The sequence below is a fragment of the Thalassotalea agariperforans genome (assembly GCF_053470345.1).
Genome location: NZ_JBQMWH010000008.1, coordinates 100,125 through 117,625, shown reverse-complemented (window position 1 = coordinate 117,625; position 17,501 = coordinate 100,125). Strand labels below are relative to the sequence as shown.

Sequence of the window (17,501 nt, the reverse complement as noted above, 5' to 3'; positions counted from 1 at the left end):
AGCTTTTCACGTTAACAATAAAAAATAGCTGGTTTTAACCGGCTATTTTTTTAACTTTTTTTACCATCTGACTTTTTTACCATCTGATATAGCTGAGCCCATTCAGTATCAGTTACTGGCATAATCGATAAACGATGGCCTTTTTTTACTAAACCTATCTCAGTTATCTGCGGGTTAGCTTTAATGCTTTGTAACGTTAAGATATGCTCAAATTTTTCTTGAAAACGCACATCAACCATCACCCAACGTGGATTATCAAGTGATGACTTAGGATCAAAATATTTAGAGTCAGGATTAAATTGGCTTGGATCAGGATAAGCTTCTTTCACCACGGTTGCCACACCAACAATACCCACTTGTTTACAACTAGAATGATAAAAAAATAGTTGATCGCCAAGTTTTACCTGATCACGTAAAAAATTACGTGCTTGGTAATTACGAATACCATCCCAAGGTTCGGTTTGCTCAGGACAAGCCATTAAGTCATCAATACTAAAACTGTCAGGCTCTGACTTAAATAACCAATACGACATAATTCACCTTCAATATTTTTAAATGATACTCAAATCTATTTCTGTGCAAGTAGGTCGATAATTTCTTGCTCGTAGGCTTTACTTTTTTCATCACTAAAGCCGGTATGCGAACTCACAACATTACCCTTTCTATCAACAAGGTAACTACTCGGCATGCCTTTTAAGTTAAACTTTTGGGCTAACTTACCTTTAGGATCATACACTACCTCAAATTGTGCCGGATATTGCTGTAAAAAATCATCAGCATTTTGTTTGTCACTGTCTAAGTTAATGGTAATTACCTTAAAACCTTGTGCCTTGTACTTGCTGAGCATCGCATTCATCCAAGGAAATGTTTGTCTGCATGGGATACACCATGATGCCCAAAAGTCGATATAAACCACTTGTCCTTGGTAAGTTTTTAATTGCTGTTCAAAGTTTTTAACAACGGGATCAGGCTCATCAGCAACCTCTTGCGAGCAACTAAATAGGCTTAAAGCACTTATGAGCAATAACAAGGCAACGGCTAGTTTTTGATAATAATGGCTATTAGTTCTCACGATATTTTCTACCTAATTGAAAAATTCAATTTAGTTTAACAAAACTTAACGGAATATTAAGAAAACTTAAATAAAATAGATAACTGCTTAGGGTCTGTTTATCTTTGTTTAATATTTTAGCCCCAGCCCGCAGGGCAATGGCTATTTTGTGCACTAGCTGCATTAGAATTTCACTCATTTGGAATTCACTCCTTTGGAATAACCAAACAACATTCATACTGCTTTGCTATCACTTAATACTATTCCGTATAAAATAGCCTATTGCTGAAAATATAAACAAAGTTCACCAGACCCTAGAAGGATTTATTTGCTAAAGCCGTTTGTAAAGGAACATCTGGGTAAGCTAATTCACGCAGCGCATGAATAAACTTTAGGGTTTTAAAGACATCAAACCACACTAACCACTGTTTATTAAATTGTGTCGTACTGTCGGTTAAATGCTTGTTAATAAAACTGTCAAAGCCAATGTTTTTCAACGCTTGTTGGCTAACGGATGATAATGAGGCTAACCAAGTATCAACGCCAGCCAATTTATCATTCACTGAACATTGAGCTAACTGCCCAGCTAATAAAACAATCGCTTGATTCACCATTCTAAGTTCATCAAAAACAGCAGGATGATAATAACAATATGGCAAGGTTTGTTCGTTTAAATTGAGAATTTTTTGTACCGCAGGGCCAGTACCAAAAGGAACACGATCAGATAACCGTGCTTGCAGTGTAATGGTACTGTCGGTCAGTAAAGCAACCGCACCAATTTTTGCTAATTTATTTAATAAATAAAAATCTTCACCGGCGCTTTTTTTAGGAAAACCGCGCACATTAGCATAAGCATTTACATTAAAAATCAAGATACTACCGATAGTAAAAAAGGCATAAGCTGATTTAGCATAGGTTAAACCTGCAACATAATATCTTAAGGCCGTTTCATAGGTTTGGGTGGCTTGATGAATGGTTTTATCGGCACAATAATGGACAAAATTATAACAACCAGCACTGTGTTTATTCGCTGATAATATTTGTTGTACGGTGAAATAATTATCGGGTAAACAAGCATCCGCATCTGTTGATGCAATAAATGAACTCTTAACAATGTCAGTTGCGATCAGCTGACAAACAAGATCACAACCAATTTTGCGCGCTAAGCCAACACCTTGTTTTGCTGGTATCGGGCGCTGGTATCGGTTGACCACTAACAAGGCACTATTTGAATGACCTAGTGCGATGAAGGTAAGCTCTGCACTTATCTCCTTTGTTTTGCCAAATTTTTGCAATTGCTGATATAAAGCCTGTTGCGGCTGAATGTTATCATCACAATCTGGTTGGTTTAACACCACAACCACCAATACGTTTTGTTTAACTAACGCACTTTGACAAAAGTTATTAATAAAATCAGCTGACTCTTGATAAGCAGGAATAACCAAAGCATGTTGAAATTTATGCTCTTTTGGAAAGTTAGCCAACTGTGAAATTTCAATTTCACTATAGTTAGCTAAATATTTACTCAAAGATTTGCTGATAGTGTTACTCACTTAATGTCGTTTACCCTTTAGCTATTGCTCTATCGTTATTAATGTAATGCCGCTCTAAAAGGTAATTTCTGACAAATTTCAGCTTCTGCAATTAATATTTCTTCTAAACGCGCATCAACTTCTGCTTTATCAAAATATTCGTAAGCTAGCTCAATAAATAAGTTTTTATGTGTTTTTTCTGAAGCCGCAATTTCACTGTAAAAAGCTTTTTCTGGTCCTTCAGGTAACGCTTGAGCTACTAACGAAAAACGTTCATAACCACGCGCTTCAATAACGCCCCCAACAATTAAACGATCTAAAAAGAATTCCGCTTGGCCGTGACGAAACAATTTACGTAAATCTTTCACATAAGTGTCTTTTACATCATCACCAAGTTGTGAACCACGCTTTTGAATAATTTTAATCACTTCTTTGAAATGAATAAGTTCTTCAATGGCAAGGTCGGCCATGGCACGAACTAAACGTGTGCGATCAGGGTAATGGGATATCATAGACACCGCCATACCTGACGCTTTTTTTTCCGCTGAAGCGTGATCTTGTAAAAAGGTATCAAAGTCAGCTAGCACAGCTTCGGTCCAAGAGAATGGCGTATCGTATTTTAAATCGAACATAGGGTCTAAATGCTTTATAAATCAAAGAATGGAAAATAATGTCGGTTATTTTACACAGGCAAGTAACCGATCAAAAGTGTTCTTGTTAAATAAGCCAAATTTAAACAGACAAGCTTACTTCATTATGATGTCAGTCAACGTTATCATGCTATCGAACAAGGTTAAAAATATTATTTCAACTCAACCCGTCCTTTATTGGTGGACTCAATCTTACGCGGATGTTTAATTTCTTTCCATGCCGTTACTTTAGCGCCGGTATTTAATTGTGGAAAACGCCCCTGTTTGGCAACTTGCTTAAATTCATTGGGTAGCTCGTCAAGCTGCAGCGTTAAAAACTCAATCAAACCTTGATAACTGCCCTGCTCGCTAAGGTTGAGCAAAAATAAATCTTGTGAACGGTTAGCAAAATAGTCAAACACTTGCTGTTGATGCTTTAAATAACACGTGGTTAAAAACGCATCATCATTAATATTTTGCTCAGTAAACGGAGAAAATATATGGGTAAAACAACGTTTAATTGAAGGATTAAAGCCGCCATCGTCACGCAACAAGTTAACCGACATACGATTGAGTAATTGTTTTATCGACGGTAACCACTGTGGTAAATCACGCGATAAATAAATAAACAAACTGTTGGGGTAACGTTTATCAAGTATTTGATAGTCACAATAAATGGGTGTATCGGCCATTACCTGCGCATCACTAAAAGCTTTATGGGTATAGGCGGTGTGCGCAACAGTAAAGCCAAGCTCTAACATCGCCACGGATAAACTGGTGGTGGCTGTACGCGGTAAACCAATTATAAAAATTTTCGGTGAAGTCAAAATAGCACTTATTTAACGAGATAAACGCCTATTTTAACGGGGATTAACAAAGCCTGTCACCTATTCCAATAAACAAATATCTTTAAACTACAATTCAGTCATAAGATGTAGGATAATAGCGAAAATTTTATCAAGTACCGTTTTATGTCAGATCATTACCAAGTTGAGTTAGAGCAGCAACCCATTGAGCTGTATAAATTACTAAAAATTGCCAATTTAGTCAGTGGTGGCGGTGAAGCAAAAGTAGTGATCAGTGAAGGCTATGTTTTATTAAATGGTGAAGTTGAAAGCCAAAAACGCAAAAAAGTATTCTCTGGTGATATTATCGAATTTAATGGCGATATTATTGAAATGATCTGCCATGCCGAACCTGTCATGCCGGCACCAAGAACACCAAAAGAGCCAAACAAAAAAGTTACACCGCAAAACAAACACGCTGGTAATAACTCAAAAAACAAATCAACCAAGCAACACAAGCATGCAAACAAAAGCCCCAACAATAAGCCTAGTAACCAGCCGGCCCCAGCTTCGCGTGGTAAGCGCCGGGCAATAAAGTTTGATTAAAGTAGAGAAAAAACAATATCCCCTAACGTTTACTTTATTGGTGTAAACAAATAGTGGTGACTTTAGCTTTTATTTAAAAGTGTGCAATCAAGCCTACAAAACCGCCGCTAAAATCAACATCACTAGGTAAGTTATTTACATCTTTAAATGTCACTTTCTCAAACCGATAACCTAAGGTCAGATTAAAATCTCCTAACTTACTATTAACTAGCAAATAACTTAGGCCAACTTCAAAATCAGCAAATCTATAGTTACCTGCGAATGAAAAATCTCCTTGGGCAAAAACATTAAAATTAGTTGATGGTAAATTTAAATTAGCGGCAATAAACAGCATCGGCACAGTATCAGTTAGGCCTCTTTGCTCCGTAATAACTGTTTTTGTTCTTTCTGTAACAATATGACCATGTTCTGGGTGTTCTTCTGCATCCAAGCCGCCATCATCACTTGTAGTAACAGTAATAATTGTCTCCGTTTCAGTGACAGCACTATTAAAATCTCTCGCGGTTAAACCAAGGTCAAATAAAATTACACTGTTATCAAACAATTGATAATATAAGGTGTAATCGACATAGTTGACATTGAAAACAGCATCTACTGCAACTTCAGTTTCGACATCAATATGAAAGATCCCATCCTCAAAACTTAAAAACTCTTGCGTAGAAGTAGTTTCACCTGATGTTTCAACACCTACCTTTGAAATACGTACATTTGGAAATAATGAGAAAGGATGTTCAAACGCAATAAAGTAATTAAATTTCACTGCTTTTTTTAAATTAAAATCAACAGGTGTGTTATCTTCACCAAAAACGCCACTTGCTCCACTTTTAAAAACTTGACCACCAACATATAAGCCTACCGGTTTTGTGTATAGAGCCTTAAAATACCTTGCCGCTTGTACGTCTTCCATAACAAATACCATAAGAGTTAATATAAAAACTGCTTTTTTCATTAATCGCTATCCTTGATTTTTAATGGCCGTGACAACTATTTAAACTATTCCCATTACTCAATAAAGAGTAAGTTGTATAAAATAACTCATAATACAATATCACTAAGTAATAACGTTAATCTGTAGATATGGCCTCGAAAGATAAATATTCTACGTAAACAGACTAAAAAACATCGTCATGATAAATAAAAGCGACAAAAAGACCTATCGTGATTTTTATTGACAAATATTGATTATTTATGTTTTTATGTTTGCAAAAATAACGACAATTACACTCACACGTATTAAATAACAAACTCTACACACCTTAAAAATTCAACTAAAAGATCAAACCGTTAGTCTATTCAAACGTAACGATATGACTAAACAACAATTAAAAGAATAAAGCCTCAAGGTATAGTAAATGAATAGACGCGATATATTAAGATATGCAGCAACAATCACAGGGTCAGCGATTATCGCTCCTTTAACTGCTAGCATGTTACTTGGTTGTAGCGAGCACACAAACTCAACAGTTAATAAACGAGTTAAGGGTAAAGATCTCGTCAATAACAATGACAAGGTTATTCCTGAATTTTTTGGCCAACAACAATTTAAATTAATCAGCCAAGTAATGGATACTATTTTACCCAAAACAGATTCACCTTCAGCCACTGAAGTACAAGTAAACTATATACTCGATAACATGTTAGCCAAAATATTTCCCCCAAGTTATCAGCAACAATTTTTAAAAAAAATGGCTATTGTTGAGCAGCACTTAAACGCTAAAAACTTTATTGATGCAACTTCACAAGCACAAGAAGCAGCATTGATAGCAATTGAAACAAGTGATAAAAGTTCGCCACTGTATCGCGCTTATCTCGATTTAAAACAACAAACCATTAGCTATTTTTTATCAACCGAAAAAATTGCAGAAAACTACTTAAATTATTTACCTATTCCTGGTGGCTGGAACCCTGACATTTCAGTAAAAGAAGTGGGTGGCAAGGCATGGGCGATATAATAATGACAAATAATACTAATTATAATTCCAGTATCCACAACAACAAAGAGACAATGTTTGATGCTATTGTAATTGGCTCAGGAATTTCCGGTGGTTATGCTGCCATGGAACTTACAAAAAAAGGCCATAAAACACTCATGTTAGAACGTGGCCGAATGGTTGAACATGGAGAATATCCAACAGCACACTTAGATAAATGGGATATGCCCAATCAAGGACATACACCACTAAAAGAAAAAGAAGAAAAATACTTCTTACAAAACAAATTAAATGGCTTTGTCAGAGAAGATTCCAAACATTTTCTTAATCGTGACGATGAATATCCCTACAAGGAAGATGCGCCCTTTTCTTGGCTTAGAGGTCATCAAGTTGGTGGTCGTTCTATATTATGGGGACGCCATGTACCTCGTTGGGGAAAATTCGATTTTGAAGCCAATAAACGTGAGGGTATTGCTGTTGAGTGGCCAATTAGATATGAAGATATCGCACCTTGGTATGATTATGTTGAAACCTTTGTTGGTGTTGCTGGTCAAGCTGAAGGTTTAGAGCAATGTCCTGATGGTAAGTTTATTGCCCCTTTTCCGTTAAATACTGCCGAAGTTGCTATTCGCGAAGCCGTACGTAAAAAATATCCTGATCGGGTGATCACACCTTGTCGCACCGCTAACTTGAGTGAATATAAGCCGGAGGTACATTTAGGCACACGCGGGCAATGTCAGGCACGTAACCGTTGTGTCCGTGGTTGTCCGTTTGGAGCATATTTCAGTACCCAATCAGCCACTCTACCGGTAGCTCGACAAACAGGAAATTTAACCCTTAAATCAGACAGTATCGTGATGGAAGTGATTTACGATGCAGAGCTAAAAAAAGCAACTGGTGTTAAAGTTAAAAATATACATTCAGGTAAAATAACTGAATATTACGCCAAAATTATTTTTTGTTGTGCAAGTACAGTGGGAACAACAGCCATTTTATTAAATAGTCGTTCTGAATCGTTTCCAAACGGTTTAGGCAACGGCAGTGGCGAATTAGGTCATAACTTAATGGACCATCATTATGGTATGGTGGCAAATGGTACTTTACCAGGACACGATGACGAATATTATCAAGGTCGTCGTCCAAAAGGATTTTATATTCCTCCCTTTGTTAACATTAACGAAGAAACACGTCAAACTGAGTTCTTAGGCCATTATGGTTTTCAGGGGGCTGCTAGTCGTACCCGCAATACGCCAGAAGGATTAATTGGTGCCGCACTAAAAGATGAAATATTCAAACCTGGTAAATGGCGTGTTCATATGCATGGCTTTGGCGAGATGTTACCAAGACATGAAAACCGTATGTATTTAGACTTTAATGATCGTGATAAGTTTGGCATGCCTAAAATTGTCTTTGATGTTAAGTGGAGTGAAAATGAAACAAAACAACGGAAACATGCGTTAAAATCAGCAGTAGAAATGTTAGAGGCGGCTGGTTGTACCAACATAACTACAGCCGATAAAATCAAAGAGCCCGGAGCGGCTATTCATGAAATGGGAACGGCTCGCATGGGACGTGATCCTAAAACCTCAGTTTTAAATCAATGGAACCAAATGCACGAAGTGCCCAATGTCTTTGTTACTGATGGCGCGTGTATGACCAGTTCATCAAGTCAAAACCCAAGTATTACTTACATGGCGTTAACAGCTCGTGCTGTTGATTATGCCGATAAACAAATAAAAGCAGGAATACTATAGAATAAAACGCACTCCCCTAGATTTATTAATTCATCATTGATTTTTATTACTTAGGGGGGATTATCCATACTACTTTTTTTAAAGTGCAGTAAAACCTTTCATCCATTTATCGTCTACCCTCAATGAATAGTCTAATACCAAACCCCGTTAATACTAAGATTAACAATAACCCAACCATGCCTAATACTTGGTTAACCCACTTAATGGGTGTCCATTGTAAATAATGAATTTTATAAATAAGGTTAATAAGCTTTGTATCTTGCCCTGTTTGCCGCAGGGTTAAATTTTTCCAGTCTAGCGTTATGTCAACACCAGTACTTGTGAATGCGGTTAAATGATCAATACGAATTATATCACCGTAACGTTGTTTATTATCAGACACCGCATCTTCTACTAATAAACGATATTCTGCTGCGCTAGGAGGAATGAATGTTGTCAATGTGCCAGCATGTAAATGCTCGCTTTGAATGGCAGATTTAACTAATAAATGTTCACCTAAAATTGTTTTAACTAACTTAACTTCTTGCCATGTTTTATTAGCAGGCAAAACAAAGGACTTGGTTAATGGATATGTTTTTACCTTTAATTGCCCATATGCCGCTTGATAGCCAGGTTTGATAAAAAAGATCATGCCTGTTAATGCCCAAGCAAACATGGGAAAAATAAGTACTAAACCTATAATTTTATGAACTTTACGCGTGTTAATGCCTGATGTTTGTTGTTGAAGTTTTGACATTATTTCCTGCGGTTATTTTTAAAGAATACAGTTTGTTGCTAATGATCGGTAAATTTAAATCATATAAAACAAACTGTTTCTTTATATTTCCTTATAAACAAAACGTTATACTTCAAAAAACGCTAACGTTAGTTGTTTACAGATAAAAAGCTTCAACCTTACCTTTTAATTTGATCAGTAGTGGTTGGCCACGACGATCTAATGCTTTTGGTGCTGGTATTTTTACCCAACCTTCACTAATACAGTATTCTTCAACATCATTGCGCTCTTTACCATTCAATAAAATGCCAATATTGTGTTCAAAAATTTCTTCAACATGGAATGGACTACGTGGGTTACCTGAAAGACGATCAGGTAAAGCTGGTAACGATTTGTTATCGCTCATTTTAATAACCTAATAAAATAAAAAGTGCGACATTGTAGTCGCTAACATGCCCGCGCTCAAGCACAACAACGCAGCACCTAGTCATCACCTTACAAAGTTTAATTCTCTTTAAACAATAAACTAAGCGAATTAACACAATGACGTTTGCCCGTTGGCTGTGGGCCATCATCAAAAACATGGCCTAAATGGCTATCACAGTTAGCACATAAAATTTCAATGCGATTCATACCATGACTAAGATCGGGTTTTGATTTAACCGCCCCTTTAACTTCTTGATAAAAGCTTGGCCAACCACAACCGGCATTAAATTTAGTGCTAGAAAGGTATAGAGGTTGTTCGCAGCAGGCACAACAATAAGTACCTTCCTGCCAATGGTCATTATATATACCGGTAAACGGTCTTTCTGTTGCAGCTAACCGACAAACTTTATAAGCATCTTCGGAAAGTTTATTTTTATAATCACTTTCTGTCATATTAAATCTTATTTTTTAACTTTAATTACTTAAATTTATTCAATATTTTACTTTATAGCACAAAAACTCCGCAATATATCAGTGTAAACATCATTAACAAATTTGAATAAAAATGAAGTAATACGTATAAAACTTTAGTATTATGTAAACATACATACAAAAAGCATTATAAATCCTGTGAATAGTGGGTTTATTCAGTTTTTTGTATAAATTTTTCACTATTTGGTGTAATTTTACTACATTATTTTTTAATTAAGTTTTTAATAGGTATTTTAGCTATGACAATTAAAGTTGGTATTAACGGTTTTGGCCGTATTGGTCGTTTTGTATTTAGAGCTTCTGTTGAGCGTGATGATATTGAAGTTGTTGGTATTAACGACTTAATCGACGTTGAATACATGGCTTACATGTTAAAATATGATTCAACACACGGTCGTTTTAACGGTACTGTTGAAGTTGAAGGTGGTAACCTGATTGTTAACGGTAAAACTGTTCGTATTACTGCTGAGCGTAACCCTGCTGATTTAAAATGGGATGCCATTGGCACTGACGTTGTTGTTGAATCAACAGGTTTATTCTTAACAGATGAAACTGCTCGTAAACATATCGAAGCTGGCGCTAAGAAAGTTGTAATGTCTGCTCCTTCTAAAGATGACACGCCAATGTTTGTATGTGGTGTAAACTTAGGCAGCTATGCTGGTCAAGACATCGTTTCTAACGCTTCTTGTACAACTAACTGTTTAGCACCTCTTGCCAAAGTATTAAACGACAAGTGGGGCATTGAAAGTGGTTTAATGACGACTGTTCATGCTACTACAGCGACTCAAAAAACAGTTGACGCTCCTTCTGTTAAAGATTGGCGCGGTGGTCGTGGTGCTGGTCAAAACATCATTCCATCATCTACTGGTGCTGCCAAAGCTGTTGGTAAAGTAATTCCTGAGTTAAACGGTAAATTAACCGGTATGGCATTCCGCGTACCTACTCCTGATGTTTCAGTTGTTGATTTAACTGTTAACTTAAAATCAGCTGCAACTTATGAAGAAATTTGTGCGGCAATGAAAGAAGCTTCTGAAGGTCAATTAAAAGGTATTTTAGGTTACACTGAAGATGCTGTTGTTTCTAATGACTTCATTGGTGAAACTTGTACTTCGGTATTTGATGCTGATGCGGGTATCTCATTAAACGACAAGTTTGTTAAAGTTGTTTCTTGGTACGATAACGAAATTGGTTATTCAAACAAAGTTTTAGATTTAGTGGCTTTCATCGCTAAATAAGCATTTTTTTATTGCTAAATAATACCAATCCGTATAAGAAAGTGATCGCTTAGCGAGAATTTAAAGGCTTAGAGGCAAGGCATTGATTGAAGAGAATGGTTATTCCCTTGTCAAAATCAATAACGCTGCATATAAGCCTTTAAAACTCGCCCTTTGGGAACGTATGGGCACCATGATAACTGCACAAAATTTATTTGATGTAGAATAACTATATCTTCACAAATTTTGTTTGTTCTAATGCCGCCCATAACGTTCTAAGTGAGCACTTCTTTATACGGAATGGTATAAGCCTGCTTTTGCAGGCTTTTTTGTGCCTTGAAATCATGCTGAAAAATTCAAATAATACCATTCCGAATAATTCAGCTATAAAAATATGCAAAAAAAACCAGCATTTTCATGCTGGTTTTTTATTTCTCATAAATAATGAGTTTATTATTTATGAAGCAATATGGGCTAAGGCTTCTTTTGCTAATTTAGTAATTTGTCCCCAATCACCATTTTTACAAATGTCATTAGTGACTAACCAAGAACCACCACAACACATTACATTTGGTAAGGCTAAATAGTTCTTGATGTTATTCATGCTAATGCCACCAGTTGGACAAAAACGTACATCTGGTAATGGACCACCGATCGCTTTTAACGCTGATGGACCGCCCGAGGCTTCTGCTGGGAAAAATTTGAAATGGTCGTAACCATGATCAAGACCCGTCATCAACTCAGAAATGGTAGAAATACCTGGTAATAAAGCAACATTACCTTCATTACCCGCTTGTAAAAGATCTGGAGTTAAACCTGGGCTGATCGCAAACTTAGCGCCGGCATCTGCTGATGCTTGTAATAAAGCACGGTTAGTTACTGTACCTGAGCCAACAATCGCCTCTGGTAAGTTTTTCGCAATCACTTCAATAGCACCTAAAGCCGCTTCAGTACGTAAGGTAATTTCTAAAACTTTGATGTCTGCCGCTAATAATGCTTCTGCAATTGGTAAAGCATGTGCAACATCATTAATTACTAATACTGGTACTAATGGTCCTGTTGCCATTAGTTCATTTGGCATAATTTGCCATTGCTTAGTCACGTGATAATTCCTCTTTATTATGTTGGCGTAAATAGGCTAAAGAACCTAATATGCCTGGTTGTGATTCCGTTATTATATAGGTAGGAATGTTTTGGTTAAAGGCACTTAAGCGCCCTTTTTCTTCAAACCTAGCTCTGAAATCACTATTTTTAATAAATTCAATAAACCTTGGTGCAATGCCGCCTGCTATATAAACACCGGCAAAACTGCCTAAGTTTAAAGATAAATTACCAGCAAAGCTACCTAAGGTTTTACAAAACTGCGCTAATGCTTCAACACAACGCGGACAAGAATTCTCTACAGCTTTAGCTGAAATATCCTTAGCACTGTATTGTTCTGGCGTATCGCCATGAAAATCGCATAACGCTTGGTATATTTGTTCTATACCTAAACCAGATAATAACTGTTCGTAGGAAACATGACTATATTTCTTTAACAAGAAATTCAAAATATGCTGTTCAATTGCATCAATTGGTGCAAAATCGACATGACCACCTTCGCCACCAAGGCTTATCCAATTATCACCATTTGGTACGACATTAGCCACACCTAAACCGGTACCAGGCCCACAAATTGAAATTGGACGCCCTGCTACCGGTTGACCTTGACCAATTTGTACTTTTTGCTGATCGGTTAAATAAGGTACCGAATGCGCAATAGCCGTATAGTCATTAATTAATAATAACTTATTTAACTTTAATTCAGTTTTTATCGCTGATTTCGAAAACGACCATGGCAAATTGGTCATGGTAATAAGATCGTTATCAACTGGACAGGCTATCGCTAAACAAGCATTAATGCTGTATTGCGCTAAATCATTATCAGCAATGTATTTTTTCAATACATCAGCTAAACCTGGATATTCTCGGCATTGAAATACGGTTAATGCACGTATGTCGCCGGTATCATCCGCAATACCAAGGCGGATATTGGTACCACCAATATCTGCCACTAAATTTATCGATTTTGTCATAAATATCCTTATTCGTTATCAAATAATGAACAGGCACCGGTATTAGACGTACTTAAGTTACGACGCATCGCACCAAATAATTCACGTCCCATTCCTTCATGATGTTTGGCTTGTTCAAATAACGCTAATTCACGCTTAGCAAGTTCTTCTTCTGAAACAAGTAAACTTAACTCGCCTGATTCTGCATCAAGCGATAACATATCGCCTGTTTGTACTTTAGCAATTAAGCCACCATCTAACGCTTCAGGACAAAGGTGAATAGCAGCTGGTACTTTACCCGATGCACCTGACATACGGCCATCAGTTACTAATGCAACTTTAAACCCTTTATCTTGTAACACCCCTAATGGTGGTGTTAATTTATGTAGTTCAGGCATACCACGTGCTTTAGGACCTTGGAAACGCACAACAGCAATAAAATCTTTTTCTAACTCACCGGCATCAAAAGCGGCTTGTAAATCATTTTGATCTTCGAAAACAACAGCTGGCGCTTTAATAACAGCAGCACCTTCACGAAGTGATGACGTTTTAATAACCGAAATACCTAAGTTACCTTTTAGTACTTTTAAGCCACCATCATGTTTAAACGGTTTAGCTACGGTGGCAATTACTTCAGGATCACCTGAAACATCAGTTGCTTCAACCCAAACTAATTTACCGTCTTGTAATACTGGTTTTTTAGTATAAGCATCAAGTCCTTTACCACAAATAGTTTCTACATCATTATGCAATAAACCCGCGGCAATTAATTCTTTAAATAATAATGCCATACCACCCGCTTGTTCGAAGTGGTTAATATCAGCATGACCATTAGGATAAATACGGGTAATTAACGGCACTGCATCAGAAATATCATTAAAATCTTGGAAATCAATGATTATGCCTGCTGCACGAGCAAAAGCAATTAAGTGCATAGTTAAGTTAGTTGAACCACCAGTCGCTGTTAAGGCAACAATGGCATTGACCACTGAACGCTCATCAATCATGCGGCCAACCGGCATATAGTTACCATTTTGCTGCGTTAAACGTGTTACTTGCTTCGCCGCGGCTTTAGTAAGCTCGGTACGAAGTTCCGTATTTGGCGCAACAAATGAAGCACCAGGTAAATGCAAGCCCATGATCTCAACAACAAGTTGATTTGAGTTTGCCGTACCAAAAAAAGTACAAGTACCAGCACTATGATAAGAAGCTGATTCAGCCGCCAGTAATTCTTCTTCGCCCACTTCACCTTTAGCATATTGCTGGCGAACACGAGCTTTTTCTTTATTTGGAATACCTGAAGGCATTGGACCAGCAGGCACAAAAACCGTTGGTAAATGACCAAACGTCATACTCGCAATTAATAAACCCGGAACAATTTTGTCACAAATACCAAGCATTAGTGCGCCATCAAACATGTTATGAGATAAAGCAACAGCCGATGACATAGCAATAACATCACGGCTCATTAAACTTAAATCCATGCCTGGTTGGCCTTGTGTAACACCGTCACACATGGCTGGCACACCACCGGCAAATTGCGCTACGCCACCAGTTTCAGAAACAGCCGCTTTAATAATAGCAGGATAGGTTTCATAAGGTTGGTGAGCCGATAACATATCATTGTATGATGAAACAATTGCTACATCAGAATGATTGATACCTTTAAGCTTCAATTTGTCTTCTTTACCACAAGCGGCAAAACCGTGCGCTAAATTACCGCAAGATAAACTAGCACGATGTACTGTTTTTGCTTTAGCACTATCAATTTTAGCTAAATACGCTGAGCGTGTATCTTTGCTTCGTTCGATAATTCGGTCGGTGATCGCTTGTATTTGTGAGTTCATAATTATTCCGCCCAATATATATTGGTATTTACTGTTGGATGTTGTAAGAAGCCGCGAATCGGCATTTCTTTAACGTTATCGCCAGCAAGAGCTTTTTCCAAAACTGGCTTTTTGTTATCACCACAAATATGTAAAAAGATATTTTTACTCGCAATTAAGCTTTTATAACTAAAGCTAATACGATCATGTGGTGCGGTTGTTGGTTTTACTTTTAAAAGTGATGCTGTCGACATTGAAAAACAGGCATCAATTTGTTCACTACATGGGAATAAAGACGCGGTATGACCGTCTTCACCCATACCAAGAATTAAGACATCAAAAGGTAAACATTTGCTGTCGGCAGCAAAAATTAAATCACTTAACACTTCTGCATTAAGCTCATCACCTTGTTTGATATGAAAAAAGTGTGCTTTTTTAGCTTTATTAACTAATAAGTTTTCGTGTACTAAACGGGTATTACTGGCTTCACTCGTAATATCTACCCAGCGTTCATCCGCTAAGGTAATAGTAACTTGATCCCAAGCAATATCTTTTTGCGATAAAAGAGAGAAAAAACCTTTTGGTGTTGAACCTCCAGATACCGCAATACTTGCTTTACCCTTGTGTTTAATAGCATCAGCTAAAATGTCGGCAACATTATCTGCCAATGTTTGATCGAGTGCTGAACGGTCAGCGAATTCATTTAATTGATACATTATTCAACCCACTGTCTGTCGTCACGCGCGATTAAAGAAATAGATGAAACTGGTCCCCAAGAACCGGCAGCATAAGGTTTTGGCTTATCGTTAGACTCTTTCCAAGCATCAATAATACCGTCAGCCCATTCCCATGCGGCTTCAACTTCATCACGACGAACGAACAAGGCTTGGTTGCCGTTGATCACTTCTAAAATTAAACGCTCATAAGCATCAATCACACGCTCATTTTCATAAGTATCAGAGAAACTTAAATCTAATTTGTTTTCATGAATTTGCATTTGTGAAGCAATGCCTGGAATTTTATTCATGATTTGCAATTCAACACCTTCATCCGGCTGTAAACGAATCGTTAATTTATTCGCTGGTAAGTCGGTGTAGCTGTCTTTAAAAATGTTATGCGGTTGTGCTTTAAATTGAACAACAATTTCACTGTGTTTAGCTGGCATACGTTTACCTGTTCTTAGGTAAAAAGGCACACCAGACCAACGCCAGTTATCAAATTCAGCTTTAATCGCCACAAAACTTTCAGTATCACTGTTGGTATTAGCGCCTTCTTCCTGTAAATAACCAGGTACAGGTACACCATTTAAGAAACCTTCCGAGTATTGACCACGAACGGTTTTTTCTTTCACGTTAGTTCTATTAATAGGTACTAACGCTTTTAATGCTTTTAACTTCTCATCACGAATGCTATCAGCGGTTAAATCAGCTGGTGGCTCCATGGCAAGTAACGATAAAATTTGTAATAAATGGTTTTGCACCATATCGCGCATTTGACCGGCGTCATCGTAATAACCCCAACGGCCTTCAACCCCAACACTTTCAGCAACCGTAATTTGCACATGGTCAATACTGTTGCGATCCCAGTTAGTAGTAAATAATGAGTTAGCAAAACGCATTACTAATAAGTTAAGTACTGTCTCTTTACCTAAGTAGTGATCTATGCGGTAAGTTTGGTTTTCTTTGAAAAAGCGCGAAACTTGATCATTAATAACTTTAGATGACTCTAAACAGTGCCCGATTGGTTTTTCCATCACAACGCGGTCGTTATCAGTAATTAATTTGGCATCATTTAAACCATCACAAATATCACCAAATAATGATGGTGCTGTTGAGAAGTAATAAATTCGAATGTCATGACCGCCGGCAACAGCATCAGCTAATCCTTGATAAGAACTAACCTCAGTTAAGTTTACGCGTTGGTAAACTAAACGTGATAAAAAACGGTCATAGGCTGTTTGATCAATTTCATGTTCAGGAACAAATTTAGCAAAATTTTCTTTTACTACATCAATTAATGACTCATTAGTATGCTCTTGACGAGCAACACAAATGATCCGGCTATCTTGATGAATTAAACCGGCACGATCTAATTGGTATAAAGATGGAAGTAACTTACGGCGAGATAGATCACCTAACGCGCCAAAGATGACAATTTCACTAGCAGCTTGGCTTTCAATATTATTCATAGATATTTCTCTAGTTTACTAAATATGTAACTAAATTACATTTAGCGTTAATTTAACGGGTATTTGGGTTTCAGTAAAGGTTTTTTTGTAATTTTATTACAAAAGCCTCAGATTTTATGAAATATCATACTATCTATAGAGCTTAAGCTCACAAAAAAATTTATTTACTATTAAATATTTCAAATTCTTGATAATTTGATTTATATTAACTGTTAATTTTGAAATTAACTTTCATTTTAAATGCGTTAAAGCTTTTTAAAATGAAAATTAATTACATTTAGACCAACCTTTAGGTTAA

At 36.9% G+C, this 17,501-nt stretch carries 19 protein-coding genes; 5 read left to right on the top strand and 14 right to left on the bottom strand.

Annotation, left to right across the window (positions count from 1 at the left end; genetic code table 11):
- Positions 1-50: 50 nt before the first annotated feature.
- The 5 genes from ACSLUO_RS11940 to ACSLUO_RS11920 form a co-directional block, all read right to left on the bottom strand.
- On the bottom strand, positions 51-533 hold the full coding sequence (locus ACSLUO_RS11940) for an EVE domain-containing protein (RefSeq protein ID WP_448248764.1): 483 nt from the start codon (positions 531-533) through the stop codon (positions 51-53).
- A 35-nt stretch (positions 534-568) separates the two neighbouring features.
- Positions 569-1,072, bottom strand: coding sequence for a TlpA disulfide reductase family protein (locus ACSLUO_RS11935; RefSeq protein WP_448248763.1), 504 nt, complete (start codon positions 1,070-1,072; stop codon positions 569-571).
- 293 nt (positions 1,073-1,365) lie between these two features.
- Positions 1,366-2,604 carry a hypothetical protein gene (locus ACSLUO_RS11930; protein ID WP_448248762.1) on the bottom strand — a complete coding sequence of 413 codons (1,239 nt, stop codon included), beginning with the start codon at positions 2,602-2,604 and terminating at the stop codon, positions 1,366-1,368.
- A gap of 38 nt (positions 2,605-2,642) precedes the next feature.
- The gene (locus ACSLUO_RS11925) at positions 2,643-3,215 is read right to left on the bottom strand and encodes a MiaE family protein (RefSeq protein WP_448248761.1); all 573 of its coding nucleotides are present in this window, start codon (positions 3,213-3,215) and stop codon (positions 2,643-2,645) included.
- 170 nt (positions 3,216-3,385) lie between these two features.
- Positions 3,386-4,039, bottom strand: coding sequence for a sulfotransferase (locus ACSLUO_RS11920; protein WP_448248760.1), 654 nt, complete (start codon positions 4,037-4,039; stop codon positions 3,386-3,388).
- A 144-nt stretch (positions 4,040-4,183) separates the two neighbouring features.
- On the opposite strand from ACSLUO_RS11920, the gene ACSLUO_RS11915 reads away from it, so the two are divergent.
- Complete coding sequence (locus tag ACSLUO_RS11915; protein WP_448248759.1) at positions 4,184-4,603, top strand: RNA-binding S4 domain-containing protein; 420 nt, start codon at positions 4,184-4,186, stop codon at positions 4,601-4,603.
- Between the two features lie 73 nt (positions 4,604-4,676).
- Here ACSLUO_RS11915 and ACSLUO_RS11910 read toward each other — a convergent pair whose 3' ends face one another.
- Entirely contained in the window at positions 4,677-5,552 is an 876-nt protein-coding gene (locus ACSLUO_RS11910; protein ID WP_448248758.1) for a porin family protein, read from the bottom strand.
- 403 nt (positions 5,553-5,955) lie between these two features.
- On the opposite strand from ACSLUO_RS11910, the gene ACSLUO_RS11905 reads away from it, so the two are divergent.
- Together ACSLUO_RS11905 and ACSLUO_RS11900 are read left to right on the top strand one after the other, a co-directional pair.
- Positions 5,956-6,555 (top strand): gluconate 2-dehydrogenase subunit 3 family protein, encoded by a 600-nt coding sequence (locus ACSLUO_RS11905; RefSeq protein WP_448248757.1) that lies wholly within the window; start codon positions 5,956-5,958, stop codon positions 6,553-6,555.
- Positions 6,556-6,557: 2 nt separating this feature from the next.
- Positions 6,558-8,288, top strand: coding sequence for a GMC oxidoreductase (locus ACSLUO_RS11900; RefSeq protein ID WP_448248756.1), 1,731 nt, complete (start codon positions 6,558-6,560; stop codon positions 8,286-8,288).
- Between the two features lie 106 nt (positions 8,289-8,394).
- Here the strand turns inward: ACSLUO_RS11900 and ACSLUO_RS11895 are convergent, their stop codons facing one another.
- The 3 genes from ACSLUO_RS11895 to msrB all read right to left on the bottom strand — a co-directional run bounded on the left by ACSLUO_RS11895 (position 8,395) and on the right by msrB (position 9,882).
- Positions 8,395-9,024, bottom strand: a complete 630-nt coding sequence (locus ACSLUO_RS11895; RefSeq protein ID WP_448248755.1) for a PepSY domain-containing protein — start codon at positions 9,022-9,024, stop codon at positions 8,395-8,397.
- Between the two features lie 136 nt (positions 9,025-9,160).
- On the bottom strand, positions 9,161-9,409 hold the full coding sequence (locus tag ACSLUO_RS11890; protein ID WP_448248754.1) for a DUF3297 family protein: 249 nt from the start codon (positions 9,407-9,409) through the stop codon (positions 9,161-9,163).
- A gap of 98 nt (positions 9,410-9,507) precedes the next feature.
- The gene (gene msrB / locus ACSLUO_RS11885; RefSeq protein WP_448248753.1) at positions 9,508-9,882 is read right to left on the bottom strand and encodes a peptide-methionine (R)-S-oxide reductase MsrB; all 375 of its coding nucleotides are present in this window, start codon (positions 9,880-9,882) and stop codon (positions 9,508-9,510) included.
- A gap of 278 nt (positions 9,883-10,160) precedes the next feature.
- Between msrB and gap the strand changes: the two genes are divergently transcribed.
- On the top strand, positions 10,161-11,156 hold the full coding sequence (gap, locus tag ACSLUO_RS11880; RefSeq protein WP_448248752.1) for a type I glyceraldehyde-3-phosphate dehydrogenase: 996 nt from the start codon (positions 10,161-10,163) through the stop codon (positions 11,154-11,156).
- 82 nt (positions 11,157-11,238) lie between these two features.
- Positions 11,239-11,364, top strand: coding sequence for a hypothetical protein (locus tag ACSLUO_RS11875; protein ID WP_448248751.1), 126 nt, complete (start codon positions 11,239-11,241; stop codon positions 11,362-11,364).
- 228 nt (positions 11,365-11,592) lie between these two features.
- Here the strand turns inward: ACSLUO_RS11875 and ACSLUO_RS11870 are convergent, their stop codons facing one another.
- Genes ACSLUO_RS11870 through zwf form a run of 5 tightly spaced genes read right to left on the bottom strand, consistent with a single transcriptional unit; the run spans position 11,593 to position 17,203 of the window.
- Complete coding sequence (locus tag ACSLUO_RS11870) at positions 11,593-12,237, bottom strand: bifunctional 4-hydroxy-2-oxoglutarate aldolase/2-dehydro-3-deoxy-phosphogluconate aldolase (protein WP_448248750.1); 645 nt, start codon at positions 12,235-12,237, stop codon at positions 11,593-11,595.
- Positions 12,230-13,210: a glucokinase gene (locus ACSLUO_RS11865; protein WP_448248749.1), complete on the bottom strand. Its 981-nt coding sequence runs from the start codon at positions 13,208-13,210 to the stop codon at positions 12,230-12,232. The genes ACSLUO_RS11870 and ACSLUO_RS11865 overlap by 8 nt, the downstream gene beginning before the upstream one ends.
- A gap of 8 nt (positions 13,211-13,218) precedes the next feature.
- A complete protein-coding gene (gene edd / locus ACSLUO_RS11860) occupies positions 13,219-15,036 on the bottom strand; it encodes a phosphogluconate dehydratase (RefSeq protein ID WP_448248748.1) in 1,818 nt (605 codons plus the stop codon).
- Positions 15,037-15,038: 2 nt separating this feature from the next.
- Positions 15,039-15,731, bottom strand: a complete 693-nt coding sequence (gene pgl, locus ACSLUO_RS11855) for a 6-phosphogluconolactonase (RefSeq protein ID WP_448248747.1) — start codon at positions 15,729-15,731, stop codon at positions 15,039-15,041.
- Entirely contained in the window at positions 15,731-17,203 is a 1,473-nt protein-coding gene (gene zwf, locus ACSLUO_RS11850) for a glucose-6-phosphate dehydrogenase (protein WP_448248746.1), read from the bottom strand. Before zwf ends, pgl begins: the two co-directional genes overlap by 1 nt.
- Positions 17,204-17,501 lie beyond the last annotated feature (298 nt).

Bases quoted from the DNA above. Each gene is read 5' to 3' on its own strand.
- ACSLUO_RS11940 (WP_448248764.1), bottom strand. From the start codon at position 533: ATGTCGTATTGGTTATTTAAGTCAGAGCCTGACAGTTTTAGTATTGAT.
- ACSLUO_RS11925 (WP_448248761.1), bottom strand. From the start codon at position 3,215: ATGTTCGATTTAAAATACGATACGCCATTCTCTTGGACCGAAGCTGTG.
- ACSLUO_RS11915 (WP_448248759.1), top strand. From the start codon at position 4,184: ATGTCAGATCATTACCAAGTTGAGTTAGAGCAGCAACCCATTGAGCTG.
- ACSLUO_RS11910 (WP_448248758.1), bottom strand. From the start codon at position 5,552: ATGAAAAAAGCAGTTTTTATATTAACTCTTATGGTATTTGTTATGGAA.
- ACSLUO_RS11905 (WP_448248757.1), top strand. From the start codon at position 5,956: ATGAATAGACGCGATATATTAAGATATGCAGCAACAATCACAGGGTCA.
- ACSLUO_RS11900 (WP_448248756.1), top strand. From the start codon at position 6,558: ATGACAAATAATACTAATTATAATTCCAGTATCCACAACAACAAAGAG.
- ACSLUO_RS11895 (WP_448248755.1), bottom strand. From the start codon at position 9,024: ATGTCAAAACTTCAACAACAAACATCAGGCATTAACACGCGTAAAGTT.
- ACSLUO_RS11890 (WP_448248754.1), bottom strand. From the start codon at position 9,409: ATGAGCGATAACAAATCGTTACCAGCTTTACCTGATCGTCTTTCAGGT.
- msrB (WP_448248753.1), bottom strand. From the start codon at position 9,882: ATGACAGAAAGTGATTATAAAAATAAACTTTCCGAAGATGCTTATAAA.
- gap (WP_448248752.1), top strand. From the start codon at position 10,161: ATGACAATTAAAGTTGGTATTAACGGTTTTGGCCGTATTGGTCGTTTT.
- ACSLUO_RS11865 (WP_448248749.1), bottom strand. From the start codon at position 13,210: ATGACAAAATCGATAAATTTAGTGGCAGATATTGGTGGTACCAATATC.
- edd (WP_448248748.1), bottom strand. From the start codon at position 15,036: ATGAACTCACAAATACAAGCGATCACCGACCGAATTATCGAACGAAGC.
- pgl (WP_448248747.1), bottom strand. From the start codon at position 15,731: ATGTATCAATTAAATGAATTCGCTGACCGTTCAGCACTCGATCAAACA.
- zwf (WP_448248746.1), bottom strand. From the start codon at position 17,203: ATGAATAATATTGAAAGCCAAGCTGCTAGTGAAATTGTCATCTTTGGC.